The 18756-nt window shown below is 58.1% G+C and carries 16 protein-coding genes; 10 read left to right on the top strand and 6 right to left on the bottom strand.

Annotated elements, in window-relative coordinates; genetic code table 11:
- Positions 1-125: 125 nt before the first annotated feature.
- The 3 genes from V6582_RS24515 to V6582_RS24505 form a co-directional block, all read right to left on the bottom strand.
- Positions 126-1358, bottom strand: coding sequence for an ABC transporter substrate-binding protein (locus V6582_RS24515; RefSeq protein WP_156630297.1), 1233 nt, complete (start codon positions 1356-1358; stop codon positions 126-128).
- A 75-nt stretch (positions 1359-1433) separates the two neighbouring features.
- On the bottom strand, positions 1434-2366 hold the full coding sequence (locus V6582_RS24510) for a sugar phosphate isomerase/epimerase family protein (RefSeq protein ID WP_337739157.1): 933 nt from the start codon (positions 2364-2366) through the stop codon (positions 1434-1436).
- 11 nt (positions 2367-2377) lie between these two features.
- Positions 2378-3418: a Gfo/Idh/MocA family protein gene (locus V6582_RS24505; protein WP_156630299.1), complete on the bottom strand. Its 1041-nt coding sequence runs from the start codon at positions 3416-3418 to the stop codon at positions 2378-2380.
- A 356-nt stretch (positions 3419-3774) separates the two neighbouring features.
- Between V6582_RS24505 and V6582_RS24500 the strand changes: the two genes are divergently transcribed.
- From V6582_RS24500 to fucP, 6 genes are all read left to right on the top strand, one after another.
- A complete protein-coding gene (locus tag V6582_RS24500) occupies positions 3775-4812 on the top strand; it encodes a LacI family DNA-binding transcriptional regulator (protein ID WP_156630300.1) in 1038 nt (345 codons plus the stop codon).
- A gap of 193 nt (positions 4813-5005) precedes the next feature.
- Positions 5006-6022 (top strand): sulfate ABC transporter substrate-binding protein, encoded by a 1017-nt coding sequence (locus V6582_RS24495; protein WP_156630301.1) that lies wholly within the window; start codon positions 5006-5008, stop codon positions 6020-6022.
- A gap of 27 nt (positions 6023-6049) precedes the next feature.
- Positions 6050-6907 (top strand): sulfate ABC transporter permease subunit CysT, encoded by an 858-nt coding sequence (gene cysT / locus V6582_RS24490; protein WP_156630302.1) that lies wholly within the window; start codon positions 6050-6052, stop codon positions 6905-6907.
- Positions 6894-7763, top strand: a complete 870-nt coding sequence (cysW, locus tag V6582_RS24485; protein WP_156630303.1) for a sulfate ABC transporter permease subunit CysW — start codon at positions 6894-6896, stop codon at positions 7761-7763. The genes cysT and cysW overlap by 14 nt, the downstream gene beginning before the upstream one ends.
- Positions 7764-7777: 14 nt before the next feature.
- Positions 7778-8815: a sulfate/molybdate ABC transporter ATP-binding protein gene (locus V6582_RS24480; protein WP_156630304.1), complete on the top strand. Its 1038-nt coding sequence runs from the start codon at positions 7778-7780 to the stop codon at positions 8813-8815.
- Between the two features lie 433 nt (positions 8816-9248).
- Positions 9249-10523, top strand: coding sequence for an L-fucose:H+ symporter permease (gene fucP / locus V6582_RS24475; RefSeq protein WP_156630305.1), 1275 nt, complete (start codon positions 9249-9251; stop codon positions 10521-10523).
- 189 nt (positions 10524-10712) lie between these two features.
- Here fucP and V6582_RS24470 read toward each other — a convergent pair whose 3' ends face one another.
- Positions 10713-11177 carry an SgcJ/EcaC family oxidoreductase gene (locus tag V6582_RS24470; protein ID WP_156630306.1) on the bottom strand — a complete coding sequence of 155 codons (465 nt, stop codon included), beginning with the start codon at positions 11175-11177 and terminating at the stop codon, positions 10713-10715.
- Positions 11178-11476: 299 nt separating this feature from the next.
- Here V6582_RS24470 and V6582_RS24465 point away from each other — a divergent pair, with 299 nt between their 5' ends.
- Genes V6582_RS24465 through V6582_RS24450 form a run of 4 tightly spaced genes read left to right on the top strand, consistent with a single transcriptional unit; the run spans position 11477 to position 16012 of the window.
- Positions 11477-12571, top strand: coding sequence for a sensor histidine kinase (locus tag V6582_RS24465; RefSeq protein ID WP_156630307.1), 1095 nt, complete (start codon positions 11477-11479; stop codon positions 12569-12571).
- Entirely contained in the window at positions 12568-13218 is a 651-nt protein-coding gene (locus tag V6582_RS24460; RefSeq protein ID WP_156630308.1) for a response regulator, read from the top strand. The genes V6582_RS24465 and V6582_RS24460 overlap by 4 nt, the downstream gene beginning before the upstream one ends.
- On the top strand, positions 13218-15572 hold the full coding sequence (locus V6582_RS24455) for a PAS domain S-box protein (RefSeq protein ID WP_156630309.1): 2355 nt from the start codon (positions 13218-13220) through the stop codon (positions 15570-15572). The genes V6582_RS24460 and V6582_RS24455 overlap by 1 nt, the downstream gene beginning before the upstream one ends.
- Entirely contained in the window at positions 15569-16012 is a 444-nt protein-coding gene (locus V6582_RS24450) for a response regulator (protein WP_337739158.1), read from the top strand. Before V6582_RS24455 ends, V6582_RS24450 begins: the two co-directional genes overlap by 4 nt.
- A 50-nt stretch (positions 16013-16062) precedes the next feature.
- Here V6582_RS24450 and V6582_RS24445 read toward each other — a convergent pair whose 3' ends face one another.
- Positions 16063-17637 (bottom strand): ABC transporter substrate-binding protein, encoded by a 1575-nt coding sequence (locus V6582_RS24445; RefSeq protein ID WP_156630310.1) that lies wholly within the window; start codon positions 17635-17637, stop codon positions 16063-16065.
- Positions 17638-17678: 41 nt separating this feature from the next.
- Positions 17679-18755, bottom strand: coding sequence for a DUF917 domain-containing protein (locus V6582_RS24440; protein ID WP_156630311.1), 1077 nt, complete (start codon positions 18753-18755; stop codon positions 17679-17681).
- Between the last annotated feature and the right edge of the window lies 1 nt (position 18756).

Here is an 18756-nt window from a genome sequence, read left to right as displayed (position 1 = left end):
TCCATTCAGAGCGCCGTCCAGGGGCCGCATTCTCACAGGAGAAATGCAGCCCCGGCCGGGAGGAAAGGGTAGCCATGCCACGCGCATTGACGGCGCATGACGTGATTGCGGAATGGTGTCGACGCTCAGCCCAGGGCGGCTTTGATCTTTTTCTGCGCCTGGTCCAGCGCATCCTTGGGCGTCATCTGGCCAGTCAGTGCGGCCTGGATGGCGTCCTGGATCGCCTTGGAGATTTTTGGCCAGGCCGGATGCGGCCCGCGGGGCTTGGCATATTTCATCTGCTCGAGAAACACTTGCAGCGCCGCATCCTTCAAAGGCGAACCCGATGGTGGAATAGCGATGTCGGACCGGGCTGGTAGCTGTCCGAAATTCTTGAACATGTCCTTGTCCTGGGAAGCAAAGAATTCCAGCGCCTTGAAGGCTTCCGCCGGGTGCTTGGTGCTGGAAAAGATCGCCCAGTTGAAATCGCCCATGCCGGAAGACCGTTCAGCGCCGGGGCTCGGCACCGGCAGGAGGGCGACGCCCCAGTCGAACTTGGCTTCCTTCAGCATGCGGTCGAGTTCCCACGGCCCCGAAATCGCCATGGCGGCATTGCCGGAATTAAACGTGCCGGTCGAATCCCACTGGCCACGGGTCAGCGTATCCGGCGAGGCCAGTTTTTCGGTCATGATGGTTTTCCAGGTCTCCAGCGCCTTTACCGCGCCCGGAGCATTGATATGGTCATAGCCGCCGCCGCCCATCTGCGCCCATGGCAGAAACTGGAACGTTCCCTCTTCACTGGCCTTGGCGGAAAAAGCGAGGCCGTAAACGTTCTTGGCCGGGTCGTTCAGCTTGCGGGCAGCGGCCACAAGTTCGTCCCAGGTCTGCGGTGGCTTCAGTGGATCGAGACCCTTGGCCTTGAACATGTCGCGGTTATAGTAAAGCGCGATGGTGTTGGTGGCTTTCGGCACGCCGAAATAGCGCTCCTTCCAGGTCACAGATGCCAGAGGCCCCGGAAAATAGTTCTGTGGCTTGATCACATCCGACTTGGCGATCATGTCGGTAAGATCGAGGAAAGCGCCCCGCGAGGCAAACAGCGCGTGTTCCGGATTATCGACCGCGATGATATCTGGCGCCTGTCCGGTTGAATAGGCGCGCATCGCTTCCGTTACGACATCGTCGAACTGAAGGAGCCGATACTCGATCTTGATGCCATTGTTGAGTGCGTTGAATTGCTTGACCAGATTTGGCGCAGGCTGGATATCCTTGTCGAGCGACCAGAGATTGAGTGTAACGTCGTCCGCCCGGGCGGTCGATGCAAGCGGACAAGCCGTGGCAAGAGCCAGCACAGCGATCAAGGCACGTCTGTTGATGATCATGGGTTTCCTCCTCCGTTTCTATCCCGTCCTCCAATCGCCCGACACCTCCATGCCGGACGATCTCGAGACTTCATGCTATTTCAGCGTTGGGTCTCCCCCGCCATAGACGGCGGTTTCGTCGATGAAATCGCCACCACGCGCCTGTTTCAGATGGTTGAGCGCATGGACCTGGCCGGTCATTTCCAAAGCGTCGCGGTAGACGGGATCGTGCCAGCCTTCGATATCGATGGCGCCGCTATAGCCAGCAAGGCGCAACTCGCTGATCACATTGGTCCAATTGCTGTCGCCGAAGCCGGGCGTGCGCATGAACACGAAAGGCTCCTTGCCGAAAATGCCGTGTTCACGAATGACATCCCAGCGAATGGTGGCGTCCTTGCCATGCACGTGGAAAATCTTGGATGCCCATTTGCGGATCTGCGGCAGGGGATCGATCAGATAGACCATCTGATGGCAGGGTTCCCATTCAAGGCCGATATTGTCATCCGGGGTCTCGTTGAACATCAACTCCCAGGCATCGGGGTTGTGGGCGATATTCCAGTCACCGCTCTGCCAGTTGCCGTCCATGGCGCAGTTTTCAAAAGCGATGCGAATACCCTTGTCGGCGGCGCGCTTGGCCAGCTCGCTCCAGATTTCGCGGTAGCGTGGCAGGCTTTCGGTCAGCACCTTGCCCCGCAGCCGCCCGGTAAAGCCGGCAACGCAGGTCGCGCCGAAATGATGGGCATTGTCGATACATTGCTTCCAGCCCTCCAGCGTCTCAAAGTCGATGTCGGTTTCTTCAAGCGGATTGCCGAACATGCCGAGCGTCGAAATGGTGATGTCCCGGTCGCCGATAGCATCGATGCAGCGCTTGCCGAGTTCGGCAAGGTTCTGGCCCTTGGTCGTCTGCCAGAAAAATGGCTCGAAACTTTCGAAACCGAGACCGGCGATTTCCCGGATGCGGGTGGCGGCATCGCCGTTATTGCCGCTGATCATGGTGCCGATACGAATGGATTTTGCAGGATTGCTCACAGTCATGGTCCTTATAGCGAAGCTGAAATGTCGATACGCTTGCCGCTCTGCGCGCTTTCGATAGCGGCAAACACCATGGCAAGACTGTTGATATTGTCGAAACCGGCGGTTTCAGGCGGATCGCCACCGGCAACTGCCGCAATGAAGCTTTCCAACACGCTGGCATGGCCGTGCGTCTCGCCCGGCGCGACGTCTTCAGAAACGTTTACGGTCGTATATCCACGCAACAGGCCGGGTTCGTCTGCGGCAATGGAGGCCTCAAACGTCTCTTCCCCGTCCCAAGTCAGCATGCCTTTGCTGCCGACCAGCCGCCACGCACTTTCCCAACTGGTCCTGCGCCCTTCGGCGCACCAGGAGCCGCGATAGGTGAAGACCACATCGTCAGCGAACTCGAAGATCGCATTGGCGCTGGCGCCATGGGCATACCAGGAGCCTTGCGGATTGCGCTCCACGCAATAGGCAGCCAGCGGCTGACGATTGGCTATGAAACGGGCGGCATCGAATGTATGGATTGCCATGTCGAGCAGCAGGACATGCTCCATCTCATCCCGGAACCCGCCGAAATGCGGTGCCAGGAAGAAATCGCAATGCACTGCCGTCAACTCGCCGATCGCGCCGCTGTCCAGGAATTGCCGCATCCGGCGGACCCCTTGAATGAAGCGGCGGTTCTGCACGACGGCGTGGATACGCCCCGTCTCAGTGGCTAGCTTGACCAGGGCCTTCGCCTCTTCCAGCGTATTGGCCATGGGTTTTTCACTGAGCACGTGGCATCCGGCTTTCAGCGCGGTGGACACGATATCGAAGCGGGCAGCCGGGATGACGACATCGAAGACCAGATCAGGCGCCGTCTGCTCGAGAACATCGGCAAGACTGCTTCCTGTCACCGCACCTTCGAGGCCGAACTCCTCTGCCAGGGCCTCGGCTGCTGAAACGTTGACGTCAACGAGCCCGACAATAGAAATTCGCTCGGCAAGCGAGGGCGTGTCGGCAATGGCCCGGAGCCAGCCTTTGGCCATAGCTCCGCACCCGCATAAAACGGCTTTGAATTGCAAGATATCCTCCCTTGCATCCCATCCGGTCGCTATCGCGCCAGACATGGTTTCAGTTTCCGGTTTTCGATAGGTCGGAACAGCAAGTGCTCTTCCGACAGCCTCCAGCCGCGCAAACTCCTCTTTGCATCGGTTTCCGTAAACGTTTACGATACTAATCGTGGTTTTCGTCTCATGTCAATACGCGGCGTGGTCATTGCATTCCGCGACACGATAAACTGCGTCAGGCTCAAGGGAAAAACCGATTCCTGCTTGCGAAATTTTGCAGTACACCGGACAAGGCAGAGCATGGAATTTACAACCGGCCTGCTCATCTTAGCGCCTCTGGGTGAGGTGACTTCAGGGAGAAAGTATCTGGCATGAAGGGCATACATCAGCTTGCAAAACATCTCGACATCTCCATCGGGACCGTGTCGCGCGCGCTGAATGGACGCCCCGACGTCAACGCGGAAACGCGACGGCGGGTGCTGGAGGCCGCAGAACAGCTGGGCTATGTCGCCAATCAGTCGGGCCGCAGCCTGCGCAAGGGAACGACCAATGTCATCGGACTGATGATCGAGTCCGGCAAGGACAATGTCGACAACAGCGACAACTTCTTTTTCGGTGTCATGGACGGTTTGCAAACGGTGTTTGCCCGTCACAATCTGGACCTCGTCCTGCTCCCCTGCCCCGCCGACGAAGACCCCCTGGAATATCTCCAGCGCATGGTGGCCCGCCGCCTGGTCGATGCGATGATCATTTCCGCCACGCAACGGGTCGATAAGCGTATCGATCTGCTGATCAAGACGAAGATACCTTTCGTGACGCTGGGGCGCAGCACATCCGGCGGCAGCCATACCTGGATCGACCTCGATTTTGCCGGCGTCGCCAATTCCGCCGTCGACCGGCTGGTATCGAAAGGTCATCGGCGCATTGCCATCGCCGCCCCCTGCACCGATATCAACCTCGGCACCGTGTTTACCGATGCCTATCGATCAGCGCTGGAGCGCAATGGTCTGGCCTTCGATCCAGCCTTGGTTCTGCGGGCAAAATCCAGCGAAAGCGGCGGCTATAGCGTCGGCAGCGAGTTGCTGGCGCTTAATCCGCGCCCGACCGCCATTATCCTGATTTACGAACTCATGGCGATCGGCCTATACCGGCGGCTGGCTGAGGCTGGCGTCATCCCCGGCCAGCACATGGCCGTCATTGGGTTTCGCGAAGCGCCCCGTGCCCGGTTTCTGCAACCCGCCCTGACCTGCTACCGCCTTTCCCTGGAGGATCTCGGGGTGGAACTGGCCGAAACCTTGCTCGCCTCAATGCCGGATTATGCGGAAACCTACAGAACCCATGCCCGCAACCGTCTCTGGCCCTTGGAACTGGTACCGGGCGAAAGCGATGCCTTCGACCTGCTGACATAGACCTGCCACAAGACTGTGCTTGGGATCATCCTTGACCAGCGCCGCAAAAATCCTCCCCGCCTCGCTGGAATTACGCTTGAAATTGCTCAGTTAGCAGCAGCCAGAGGCATGTTCTCTCTCGAATTGGCCTTGGCCGTTGACATACTCTACAACCTCAATAGATTTTGAAGTCTTAGGGGTTAAGGAGATCGCAATGTCCCGTTTTAGTACCGTGAAGATCATTGCCACGCTGGCGATAGCCGCAAGCCTCGCCATGCCCGCTGTTGCGGCCAACGTGACACTGCTCAACGTCAGCTACGACCCGACGCGCGAGCTGTACAAGGATTTTAACCCGGCATTCGCTTCCTATTGGAAGGAAAAAACCGGTGACAGCGTCTCGGTGAGAATGTCGCATGGCGGTTCCGGCGCTCAGGCCCGCTCGGTGATCGACGGTCTTGAGGCCGATGTCGTGACGCTGGCATTGGAAGCGGATATTTCCGCTATTGCCGAAAAGACCGGCAAGATCCCGGCCGACTGGAAAACCAAACTGCCAAGCAGCAGTTCGCCCTATACATCCACCATCGTATTCCTGGTGCGCAAGGGCAATCCGAAAGGCATCAAGGACTGGGCCGACCTTACCAAGGACGGGATCGAGGTGATTACCCCCAACCCGAAAACCTCTGGTGGCGCCCGCTGGAACGTGCTGGCCGCCTGGGGCTGGGCGTTGAAGGCCAATAATGGCGATCAGCAGAAGGCCAAGGAGTACCTGAGCGCCTTGTTCAAGCATGTGCCGGTTCTGGATACCGGTGCGCGCGGCTCGACCACCACCTTCGTGCAGCGGGGCATCGGCGACGTTCTGCTTGCCTGGGAAAACGAAGCCTTCCTGTCGATCGATGAACTCGGCCCCGACAAATTCGACATCGTCGTACCATCCGTTTCGGTCAAGGCAGAACCGTCGGTCGCCGTCGTTGAAGGCAATGCCAAGGCCCATGGAACGGAAACGGTCGCCAAGGCCTATCTCGATTATCTCTACTCCGACGCCGGACAGAAAATCGCTGCCAAGCATTACTATCGCCCTGCCAAGCCGGAACTGGCCGATCCTGCCGATTTGAAGCGCTTCCCATCGGTCGATCTTGTCACCATCGAGGATTTCGGTGGCTGGGCAAAAGTACAGCCGGAATTCTTCGCTGATGGCGGCCTGTTCGACCAGATCTATCAGCCCGGAAAGTAAGACGGCTTAGAAAGTAAGAAAATCAGAATGGCCCATAGTCCTGTTCAAGGCAGGTGGCAATTCCGTCAGCCGAGCGTTCTTCCCGGATTTGGGTTGACGTTCGGCTTCACGGTGTTTTACCTCGCCCTCATCGTTCTCATTCCCCTGTCCGGTCTGGTCTGGCGCTCCGCCGAATTGGGCTGGGCGGATTTCTGGCATATCGCGTCCGACCGGCGGACGCTTGAGGCCCTGAAGGTCAGCTTCGGCTCAGCCATCCTGGCGGCGATGCTCAATGTCGTATTCGGCGTATTGGTCGCCTGGGTGCTGGTGCGCTACAATTTCTGGGGACGGAGGATCATCGACGCGATGGTCGACCTGCCCTTCGCGTTGCCGACTGCCGTTGCCGGTATCGCCCTTGCCTCGCTCTACGCGCCGAATGGCTGGATCGGCTCGCTCCTTGCGCCGCTCGGTCTGAAAGTCGCCTATACCCAGGCTGGCATCGTCGTTGCCATGGTGTTTATCGGCCTGCCCTTCGTGGTGCGCACCGTGCAACCGGTCATGGAAGAAATCGACCGCGACGTGGAGGAGGCCGCAGCAACGCTGGGCGCCAGCCGCTTCGCAACGATTTTCAAAGTGCTGCTGCCGGGCCTGGCACCTGCCATCCTGACCGGGTTTGCCCTTGCGCTTGCGCGTGGGGTCGGGGAATATGGATCGGTGATCTTCGTTGCCGGCAATGTACCCTATGTGTCGGAAATCGCACCGCTTCTCATCGTCATCCGGCTGGAGGAGTTCAACTATGCGGGCGCAACCGCCGTTGGCGCAGTCATGCTGGCGATTTCCTTCGCCATGCTTCTGCTGATCAATCTCATTCAGGCTGCAAGCCGGAGAAAATATGGCAATGACTGACCGCCGCTCCCCTACCTTTCATCGAGCGACGACTGAAACGCCTGTCGTCCAATGTCTGCTCATCCTCGTCTCGCTGCTGTTTCTGTTGCTGTTCCTGGTGCTTCCGCTGGTGGCCGTGTTTTCCGAGGCATTCCGCAATGGCGCCAGCGCCTGGCTGGAGGCACTTGTCGAACCCGATGCCCTCTCGGCTATGCGGCTGACGCTGCTGGTCGCAGCGATTGCCGTTCCGGCCAACGTGATCTTCGGCATTGCCGCTGCCTGGGCAATTGCGAAATTCGAATTTCGCGGCAAGGCCTTCCTGATTACCCTGATCGATCTGCCGTTTTCGGTATCGCCGGTGATTTCAGGCCTGGTCTATGTGCTGCTGTTCGGCTCCAATAGCCTGCTTGGCCCATGGCTGCGCACCCATGGCGTCGAGATCCTGTTTGCCGTGCCGGGCATCGTGCTGGCGACGATTTTCGTCACCTTCCCTTTCGTGGCGCGCGAACTGATCCCGGTCATGCAGGAGCAGGGCACTGGCGATGAAGAGGCCGCAATCAGCCTCGGCGCCAGCGGCTGGCAAACCTTCTGGCGGGTGACCCTACCGAATATCCGCTGGGGATTGCTCTATGGCGTGCTGCTGTGCAACGCCCGGGCCATGGGCGAATTCGGAGCTGTTTCGGTGGTTTCAGGCCATATCCGGGGCGTGACCAATACCATGCCGCTGCATATCGAAATTCTCTATAACGAATATAACTTCGCCGCCGCCTTCGCGGTCGCTTCACTGCTGGCTGGGCTGGCATTGGTCACCCTCGTCCTCAAGACAACCATTGAACTGCGCTATGCCGACCAATTGTCGGCTGCCCGTGGGCATTGATCGGGAATTCGCTCATGGAACTGAATATTCGCAATATCCGTAAAGACTTCAACGCGACTGCCGCTCTCCACGAACTGTCGCTGGACATCCGCTCCGGCGAGCTGATCGCGCTTGTCGGTCCGTCCGGTTCGGGAAAAACCACCTTGTTGCGGCTGATCGCCGGGCTTGAGCGGCCAAGCGCGGGGCAGATTTTCTTCGGCGACGACGATGCGTCGCGCAAGACGGTGCAGGAGCGGCAGGTCGGCTTCGTGTTCCAGCATTATGCGCTGTTCAAGCATATGACCGTGCTGGAAAATGTCGGCTTCGGCCTCACCGTTCGGCCAAAGTCGTCGCGTCCGCCCAAGGCGGAAATCCGCAAACGGGCCTTGGAGCTGCTCGATTTCGTACAGCTGTCGGGCCTTGAAAAACGCTATCCGGCCCAGCTCTCCGGTGGTCAGCGTCAGCGCGTGGCGCTGGCCCGCGCCATGGCAATCGAGCCAAAGGTGCTGCTGCTGGACGAGCCCTTTGGCGCCCTCGACGCCCAGGTCCGCAAGGATTTGCGGCGCTGGCTGCGGGAAATTCATGACCGCACCGGCCATACCACCGTGTTCGTCACCCACGACCAGGAAGAAGCGCTGGAGCTTGCCGACCGGGTGGTGGTGATGAGCCAGGGCCGCATCGAGCAGGTCGGCACCGCCGACGACGTCTATGACAATCCGGCTGCCCCCTTCGTTCATCGTTTCATCGGTGAATCCTCGGCATTGCCGGTGCGCATCGAATCCGGCGAGATCTGGCTTGATGACCGGCCAACCGGGCTCAAATCTGAAGGCAACGGCAATGCCACCCTGTTCTTCCGTCCGCAGGAAATCGAGATTGTCGACGGGTGTGGCGGTTGCTTTGCCGGAACGGTGATCAGCAGCCGAAGGCTGTCGGGAACCCGCCGTCTGGAACTGGAGCTTGGCGGCGCACGGCATCTGGCGGAAATCGACGTTCCCGTCGATCATCCGGCCGCCAACAGGACCGGGATATCCTTCCGGCCCAAACGCTGGAAAGTCTATCCGGCAAGCGCCTGACCCGCGCGCCACAAGGCACCAGCATCGTGCGGAAAACTGGAATCGGCACGATGCTGGAGGATGTTTACACATCTTCGCCTCGCATAAATTACCAATATCTCAAACACATCGAGAAAACCGGGCCGAAAGGCTCGGTCCCTCAAATTGCACGGGATTACACCCTGCATCTTCTTGCAGTGCCCTATCAGGAGCGATAAGCCAGCAAGGCTTGCAACTGCTCCTCCTCCCAAAAGTGGTCAGTTGTCAGTCGCGGTTGCCCGCAGCCAACACGCCGAAATCACGGTCAGGCATTTTTGCGGAACAATCACGTTCTCCTCCGCGTTGCGGGCCGGCACTTGCGTATTCGAGCCGCAGCCACGGCCATCGCTCCGCCAGATCGTTAATCCATGCCGCAGTGTTTCCGCTGCGCCGCATCAAGAAAAAAGAACCGAAAATGGCAGGAATTCAAACAGGCGCGTCACAAACCGCGCGCGCAGGAGCCAGCCGCTCCTACACCGGTCCGCTGATTGCGCTGACCTCTCTTTTCTTCCTCTGGGGCTTCATTACCTGCCTCAACGATATTCTCATCCCACATCTGAAAAACGTATTTCAGCTGAATTACACACAGACCATGTTGATCCAGCTGTGCTTCTTCGGCGCTTATTTCATCGTTTCTCTGCCCGCAGGGGCTCTGGTCAAGCGCATCAGCTATAAATGGGGCATCGTCACGGGTCTTCTGGTTGCCGCTATCGGCTGCGCCCTGTTCATCCCCGCTGCAAGCATGCGGATCTATGGCCTGTTTCTCGGCGCGCTGTTCGTGCTCGCAGCAGGTGTCACCATTCTCCAGGTGGCGGCAAACCCCTATGTGACCGTGCTGGGCGCCCCTGAAACCGCTTCCAGCCGTCTCACCCTGACCCAGGCTTTCAATTCCCTGGGCACCACCGTCGCACCCATTTTCGGTGCATTCCTCATCCTGTCTTCTGCAACGGCTGCCGTTGAAAATGCCACACCGGAGCAGATGGACGCCCTGCGCATGGCGGAAGCCGCAGCGGTTAAGTTTCCTTATCTGATGTTGGCTGCCGCCTTCCTTGTTCTCGCTGCCATTTTCGCAGCGCTGAAACTGCCGGCTGTCGAGGCCGAAGAAGACGCCAAGTCCAGCGACATTTCCGGCTCCGCCTGGGGCTATCGCCATCTGGTTCTCGGCGCGGTCGGTATTTTTCTCTATGTCGGCGCAGAAGTCAGCATTGGCAGTTTCCTGGTCAACTTCATGGCCGAACCCAGCATTGCCGGGTTGCCGGAACAGACCGCCGCGCATTACGTCTCCTATTTCTGGGGCGGTGCCATGATCGGGCGTTTCATTGGTTCTGCCGTGATGCGCTACATGGATGACGGCAAGGTTCTGGCCTTCAATGCGGTCGCAGCCGGTATTCTGCTGCTGGTCACCGTGCTGACAACAGGCCATGTCGCCATGTGGTGCGTGTTGTCGATCGGCTTCTTCAACTCGATCATGTTCCCGACCATTTTCAGCCTGGCGCTGAAGGGTCTGGGTCGCCATACCAGCCAGGGTTCCGGCATTCTTTGCCTCGCCATTGTCGGCGGCGCGTTGTTGCCACTGGTACAGGGTGGGCTTGCCGATACGGTCGGCATCCATCTCGCCTTCCTGATGCCGATCTTCTGCTACGTCTATATCGCCTATTATGGCGCGCTAGGCTCCAGAACAGCTGCATAAACTAACGATGCCATTGCATGTCGCCGCGCGTCCGAGCGCGGCGACATGCACATAAGGTGCCTTTTATACCAAGAGTCATTGAAAATGCCTCTTGGTATTCATTTTTCGAATATCTCAAGCATTTGACGCATTTGAGATATTCGAAACTCTTGTCAGGCGAGGATGCGTTAGCATCTTCGAGCCTTGATATTACGATGTGCGTTCCGGCATTGCCGACGAGTGATGGGAGGAAATCAGCCATTTTCCACCATCATAGTCATAGGTGAAGGTATAGCGCGCCGGAACCTTCGTGCCATCCGCAAGCGTGAACGTGTAGACGCCTGTATCGATGGCCATGTTGCAGCCCAGCTTGATGGTTCGATTATTGACCACGCCCTGCGGCTTCTTTTTCAGAAAATCGACAAAATACGCGCGGCGCTCTTCCTGCGTCAGCCGCGGCTGGTTTGACAGGGTCGCCAGCAAAACCGCATTGCCCTCATAATTTTCGACGACTTTCTCCGGATCGAGCGTCGCAAGGGAAGCGTTCCAACGGTCAAACAACTTTTCCACCTGTCCCTCGGACACCGGCGCGCACTCTTGCGCCATCGCGGGTGCGGTAAAAGACGATACCGAAAGAACGGCGGTTACACCGAATGCCAAAAGAATTTTCTGCATGAAAGAGCTCCTTTATCAAGCCCGAGCCAAGCCAAACGCTGGTCGGTTGCTTAGAAAAGTGGCTATGAAAAGGGGCTGTTACGTCTGCCGCATGGTGTCGAAAGGATATGCCGAATGGCCTATGTAAACCGGCCCTTCGGTGTCCTATCTCTCACATCGGCTACTGCATAATTCTTTAAACCGCCATCGGTTTAAAGAATTATGCAGCAGATATAAAGCGCTACAGCGAACCTTTGTGCGCCATATATGGCGCACGGCGCTGTAGGCGAACGCGCCTTGATACAGGAGCATGATGGCGAATGATGACGGCGACGGACCCGGAACACCTTGCCTCTCCCATTCAGGAGTTGCGGAAACTTTACCGGGAGGCGGAAGCCAGGGCCAGCCGGTTACGTCTCATCGTGGAAACACGGGCCAGCCTTGATCAGTATCCGCTGTCGCAGGCGATCACGGATATCACCGGATTGATCGGAAGCTTTTGCGGTGGCGCGACGATTCATTTGCGTCCCCCAACAGAGCAACACCAGACGATTGCCGATAACGCCCTGGCAAGCAAGGATGGCAGAACGATCATCACCTTCGAGGATCGATCGATCGCAACGATGAGTGACGAGGATAAAACCAGTCTTCAAATCGTCGCCGACCTTCTTGCCGCAGCCGTTTTCGCCGCTGACCGCGAGCAGGAACGGGAAGCCCTGCTCCTGATGCTTGCCGAACGGGAAAGGCAGCTCGCGCAATTGGTGGCCGCCATTCTCTCCACACAGGAACGGGAACGCAGCCATATTGCCTATGACCTGCATGATGGCGTAGCCCAGACCCTCGTCAGTCTGCTGCATCACTTGCAGGCATTGGAAGCAGATCCGGGCTTGACAACGGCACTCGCAAAAAAGGTCGATCAATGCAGTGAGATTGCCCGCCTGGCGATCCAGGATATCCGCCACGCGATTGCCGACCTGCGGCCAGCCGAACTTGATGACCTTGGCCTGCCCGCCGCCATCAGCGCAAAGCTGGACACCGTCGATGAAATCACCTGTCGGCTGGACAACCGGTTGCCGGATGGCCGTCTGCCTCAAGCCATTGAGATCGTTCTCTATCGTGTGGCACAGGAAGCGATCGTCAATGCCCGCAAACATGCGGGCTGCCAAAACCTGCATCTGCAATTGCGGATCGATGCCGACCATCTCATCCTTGAGGCGGATGACGATGGCTGCGGCTTTCCCCTTGCCGCCGCACAAGGTGAAACTAAACCGGTCAGGGGTTTCGGGATCGGTCTATCCGCGATGCAAGAGAGGCTGTCGCTTGTCAACGGCACGCTGGATATCATCAGCGCCCCCAATCAAGGCACGCGGCTGATCGCCCGGGTTCCTCTGACCGATAAAGGCGAAAGCCGATGACCAAAGCGCGTATTCTGATTGCTGATGACCACGACCTGGCTCGATCCGGCATTATTTCGGTCCTGTCGGGTGCGCCGGACCTGGAGGTTGTGGCTGAAGCGCGGGACGGCCTGGAAGCAATCGCGCTTGCCGCTCAGCTTTTGCCTGACATCGCCCTGCTCGATATCAGGATGACACCGATGGACGGGTTGGCGGCCGCAACAGAAATCCGCCGCGTATCACCATCGACGCGGATCATGATGCTGACGATGCATGACAGCCTCGACTATCTGGAAGCAGCCGTGAAGGCCGGAGCCAGTGGCTACGCGCTGAAGGATGTGCGGCGTGACACTTTGCTGCGGATGATCCGGGCCGTTCTGGACGGCCAGGAATTTTTCGATGCTGGATTGGTAAGGCGGATGCTGACCCGCGTCTCGCGCACATCACCAGCCGAGAACGCCATTTCGCAGCTGACTGCCCGTGAACGAGAAATCCTGCAGGAAGTGGCACGGGGCGCGACCAACAAGGAAATCGCCCGCAGGCTTTCCATCGCTCCGGGCACGGTCAAGGTTCATGTCGAGCGCATCATTGCCAAATTGCGGGTGGGCGATCGAACCCAGGCAGCCGTGCTGGCAGCGCAGGCCGGATTGGTTGATGGAGAAGCATGATGACGGATATCCCGGCAAAGACCATGGTGTCCGCCCACAGCCGCTTTCGCTTTCTCAACCAGCCTTTGGCCGTCAAAGGCCTGATCGTGATTGCCCTGCCCCTGGCCTGTCTTCTCATTGCCCTCGGCTCGGTCTTCCTCGCTGATCGTGAAAGCCGAAAGGCCGAAAATTACGTGCGCGTGACCTTCGCCATTCAGCAGAATATTCTGGAGCTACACGCTTTGCTGGCCGAGGGAGCCTCCGGCGTGCGGGGATATCTTCTCACCCGCGACGAAACGTTCCTCGCCCCCTACAACAAAGCAGTAACGGAGTTACCGGCGGTGTTTGCCGCGATGCGGCCACTGATCATCGATGCGGAACAGCTTGAGCGGCTGAACCGGATGGAACCACTGGTCGATAAAAAGCTGAAGGGCCTTGCCTCGCTGATGCAAGGTTCGGTTTCGAATAACCAGATTCCGGAAGCTTTGCGGCAGACATTGATTGCCAACAAGGCCTTCCTGGACGAGCTGCGCCTGCAGATCGCCGAGATGCGGCTGAGGGAAGATGCGCTTCTGGCGCAACGAACGGCCAAGGCCGATGAAATCCGGGCGCTGTCGCAAAGGATTACCCTGTTGGGCGCCATCGCTGGCGTTATCGGATGCATCGGCGCCATCGTCCTGATGTCGAAAGGTATCGTTCGGCGGGTCGACCGGCTGAAACTGGCCGCCAGCCGCCTCGCCCAGGGCCAAAGCCTGAGGCTGTCAGAACATGCAACAGACGAAATCGGTGAATTGTCGAGCGCGCTTGAGGAAGCAAGCCGCCTGCTGACAGCACGCGAGGAAGCCTTGCGGGAAAGCGAGGAACGCTTCCGTCTGCTTGTCGATGGCGTCCATGACTATGGTATTTTCGGGCTGGATGCCGAGGGCAATGTGGTGAGCTGGAATGCGGGTGCAGAGCGCATCAAGGGATACCGCGCCGACGACATCATCGGCCAGCATTTTTCTCGCTTCTATCCTCTCGAGCATCGAGAAACACTGCCGCTTCAGGAAATGGCGCAAGCCGCCGCTTTTGGCCGTGTCGAAGACGAGGGATGGCGGCTGCGCAAGGATGGCAGCCGCTTCTGGGCCAATGTGGTGATGACAGCCCTGCGCGATAAGCAAGGACAATTGCGGGGCTTTTCCAAGATTACCCGCGACGTGACGGATCGAAAACGAACCGAAGAGGCCCTGCTGACCGCACGGCGGGACGCCGAACGGGCCAGCCAAGCCAAGAGCGAGTTTCTGTCGCGCATGAGCCATGAATTGCGCACGCCTTTGAACTCTGTTTTGGGCTTCGCGCAGATCCTCGACATGGACATTGAGGATCGGGAAATGCGCGAAAGTCTGGCGCAAATCCTCAGAGCCGGACGGCATCTGCTCAGCCTGATCGATGAAGTTCTTGATATCGCCCGGATTGAGGCAGGCCGCATGGAACTGTTGATCGAGCCGGTCGGGTTGGACGAAATCGTGACCGAAGCCATTGGCCTGGCGGCTCCCTTGGCCGAACCGAAGCGATTGACGATCAGCGTCGAGATGGAGGCAGCGGGCCAAGCCATTGTTGCGGTCGACCGCCGCCGGTTTTTGCAGGTGCTGCTGAACCTGCTTTCAAATGCGGTGAAATTCAACAGGGATGGTGGTGATATCCGGTTGTCCGCTCATTGCTTGGCAGAAAACATCATCGCAGTCGATATCACCGACACCGGCTGCGGAATTGCGGACATGGACAGAGACCGGCTGTTCAAGCCGTTCGAGCGGCTTGGCACCGACCGAAATGCCACGACCGGCACAGGCCTTGGCCTTGCTCTGTCGCTCAATCTGATGCGGGCAATGGATGGCGATCTTTTCTTGACCGAGAGCGGCGCGACCGGATCGGTGTTCTCCATCCATATTCCCGTGTCGCAAGCGCCTTACGCCGTCACAGAGAGCGTTAAAACAGATGAGAAACGGGCAGTGCCAAGCGGATCGACCGGGAAAGCCACAGTCCTTTGCATCGAGGACAACCTTGTCAATCTCAACCTGATCGAGAACCTCGTGCGCCGCCGTTTAAAGACCAGGATCATTCCGGCCATGTTGGGTGGTCTTGGCCTGACGCTTGCCTTCGAGCACCATCCTGACCTTATTTTGCTGGATGTCGATCTGCCCGACATGAATGGACTGTCAGTGCTTGCCGCCTTACGCTCCGATCCTCGTACGCAAACCACCCCGGTCGTTGTGATAAGCGCCGATGCCACGGAAAAAACACGCATGCTGGCGATGGAAAAAGGCGCGACACAGTACCTGACCAAACCGCTGGACGTGCGCCGCCTGATGAAAACCCTGGATGAGGCTCTGACGTGAAGCTTCCCTTCGACCTCGCCTCAGAGGCGCAGATACTGATCATCGATGATGAACCCGCCAATATCGCCCTGTTGGAACGGCTTTTGCGGCGTGAGCGTTTCGACAGAATTGCATCGACCACCGACCCGCGCGAGGCCACCGCTCTTTTTACAAAACATAAGGCCGATATTATCCTGCTCGACCTTCTGATGCCGCATCTGGATGGTTTTGCCTTGCTCGACAGGTTCACGCGGCTGATCGGACCGGATGATTTCGTCCCCATCCTCGTGCTCACAGCCGATGTGACACCAGAAACACGCCGCCGCGCGCTCTCGTTGGGCGCCAAGGATTTCCTCGTCAAACCGATCGATACGGTGGAGACGGTTTTGCGTATCGTCAATCTGTTGGAAACGCGCTTTCTGTTCAAGGCGCTGAAGACGGCAACCCTGGAAAATCGTTAGCTGGACAGCCGGATTTTCCAGGGTTGAAATAGTCGCAAAGAGACCCGGGATTACTTGGCCGGGCAGGTCCATGTCAGGTTATGGAAATTGTAATCCCAGCTTTGCATCGGTACAAATTTATAGCCCGAAATGCATTTGCTGAAGGCGACACGCTGCACTTTCGTGAGCAAATTCACATCCGGCGCCTTGTCGGAAATGACCTGCTGGATCTGTTTGTAAAGCGCATTCTGCTTGGCACTATCGGTGGTGGAGCGGGCATCATCAATCAATTTATCGACCTCGGCATCCTGCAACCATTCCATCGAGGCCCATGTTCCCGCCGATTTGGAATGATATTGCACGTAGAATACGCTATCCGGCGAGGGATAGGTTGGGCCATAGAACACTTGCGTTGCCGAAGGCGTGGTTTCCGGCTTGGCGGCCAGTTCGGTGATGCGGTTCCAGGGCTCGGGCTTGATATCCACATCCACGCCAATCTGCGAGAGATTGGATTGCATCAGAAGCGCGATATCCTCTTCAAACGACAGGCCCGCCACATAGGTCAACGTCAGCTTGATGGGTTTGCCAGCATATTTGGACTGAGCAAGCTCGGCCTTGGCCTTTTCAAGGTCGAATTCGGATGCTTTCAGGCTGTCGAGATAGGCCTCGGTGAAGACCGGTGCCATTGGCCCGGCCAGCGTGTCACCGGTCATAATCTGGGTCTGAATGGTCTTGTAATCGGTGGCATATTGCAAGGCGCGGCGCACATGCACATCGTCTGTCGGCGCGGCCTTGGTGTTGAGCTTGAGATAAAAACCTGTCGCTGTTGGCGTGGTTTGCACCACATAGCCATCGGTTTTGGCGAGCGCATCATAGGTCTCATTGGCCTGCGTGGTCGAGGAAATGCCCAATTGGCCGGATGTGGCAAGCGCCTTGACGGTTGCCTCGTCATTGGTCTGGACAAAGCGCACTTCATCAATCGGGTTTGTTGGCCAGCCCCCGTAATATTTCTCATAGCGGCTGATGACCATTTCCGATCCGCGCTGCCAACTGGACAGCACATAAGGCCCTGCCCCCATGGATTTTTCGCCGACAACATCCTCACCCCAGGGCTGCTTTGAAGTAGCTTTGACGGCGTCCTCATTGATCACAAGCAGCAGCGGCGTGGTGGTCAGGAATGGCGCGTAGACCTTGTTCAGCGTGATGGAGACGGTGTGGGCATCCACCGCCTTCACATTGTCGGGGTTGATCAGCGATGCAAACAGATAGGCTGGCCCCTTGTTAATCGCCAGCAGACGCTGGACAGTATAGACCACATCCTTGGCCTCAACCGGTGAGCCATCCTGAAAACTTGCGTCCTTGCGCAGATGGAAAGTGTAGGTGAGGTTGTCGCTGGACACATCCCAGCTTTCGGCCAGCTCGGGGATGATCTTGCCGGTGCTGTCAACCGTGGTCAGACCGTCGTAAAGGTTCACGGCGGCGAGATATTGAGTGTAGTCGGTGATCTTGGCCGGATCGATGGTGCCAAACACCTGCGTGACATTCATCACGGTCGATGTTTTCGCCATGGCCACGTGTGGCGCGACAATGGCGGTTCCCATCGCCAGAACCACCGTAAGGCGCTTTAAAGTCTGTGTTGCGTTCATCTCATTCCCCTTTTTTTGACAGTTCGCTGTATTTTAAAAGATCACGCTGAGAGTGGCTTTGCGCAGTCGCCGTAGCCAAAATAGCCCGGCCCCGCGAGCGCGAGCCCTCCTGGCGTATGCCATTGCGGATCAGCGGGGATGCCGGTGAATTCCACCATCAAGCCGTAGCGCATCTGTTCAGTGGTGACGGGCAGGCCCATATCGGCATCAAGAGCGCAAATCAGGTCGGGCGTGGCCCAAACGGTTTCGCCATTTTCGCCTTCGGCCAGCAAAAACTCGTTTTGAAAATGCACGGCAAAGCGCTGACCTGCAAAGCGGTCCACACCGCGCAAGATCAGCTTGCCACGGGCAAAGCCACCCGTTGTGGCGCGCTCCACATCCACCACGCGACCGGTGAAAAGATGGGTACCGCCAAGCTTTTCGCGCAAGGCGTTCCCAGCATGACGTGAACGGGCGCGCTCGGACAGGATGGTTTCGCCAATGGTGCGGATTTGCGTCATCGTGCCATGCAACAGCGCCTGCTTCATCTGCTTGCCGCTCATGGCATAGGCGGCCACAAGGGCGGCACCGCCCATTTGAATGGTCACGGCGCGGGCCATTTTCTCGGTCCACAAATTGGAAACAGCTGAGAACAGTGAGGAATTGCCCTTGTCATCGGCCAAAACCAGCGGGCTTGCCGAGATACCATGCAGGGTGAAACTCACCATCTGCAATTCAGGGAAAGCCCGGCCCATGCCATCGCCGTCCACCAAAGGCAGTCCGGTCACAGCAGCCACCATATAGGGAATGGTGGAATTCAAACCGCCCGCCTCAACGCAGAGGATCGCTCCAGCCTTGCGACCCAGAAACTGCTCCAGCTCGTGCAGGGCTTTCAGCACTTCCGCACCAGAGGGCAGTTTTTCCAGCATCACAGTCGGCGCGCCCATCATGAAGACGGAAATGCACAGCGTCTCGTCATCCACTTCATCCGCAGCCACCACGGAGACAGGTCCGTGTTCCCGAAGAGCCGCCTGCGCCATCAGCTTGCCGATATAGGGATCGCCGCCGCCGCCCGTGCCGAGATAGGCACCGCCCAAGGCAATAGCCTCCAAATCGTGTTCTTGCACCAGAGTGGCCATG

Origin of the sequence: Agrobacterium vitis (assembly GCF_037039395.1) — a bacterium.
In the GTDB taxonomy this organism is placed as follows: Bacteria; Pseudomonadota; Alphaproteobacteria; order Rhizobiales; family Rhizobiaceae; genus Allorhizobium; species Allorhizobium vitis_E.
The sequence above is the reverse complement of the archived record's forward strand: the minus strand, read 5'-3'. Positions and strand labels throughout refer to the sequence as shown.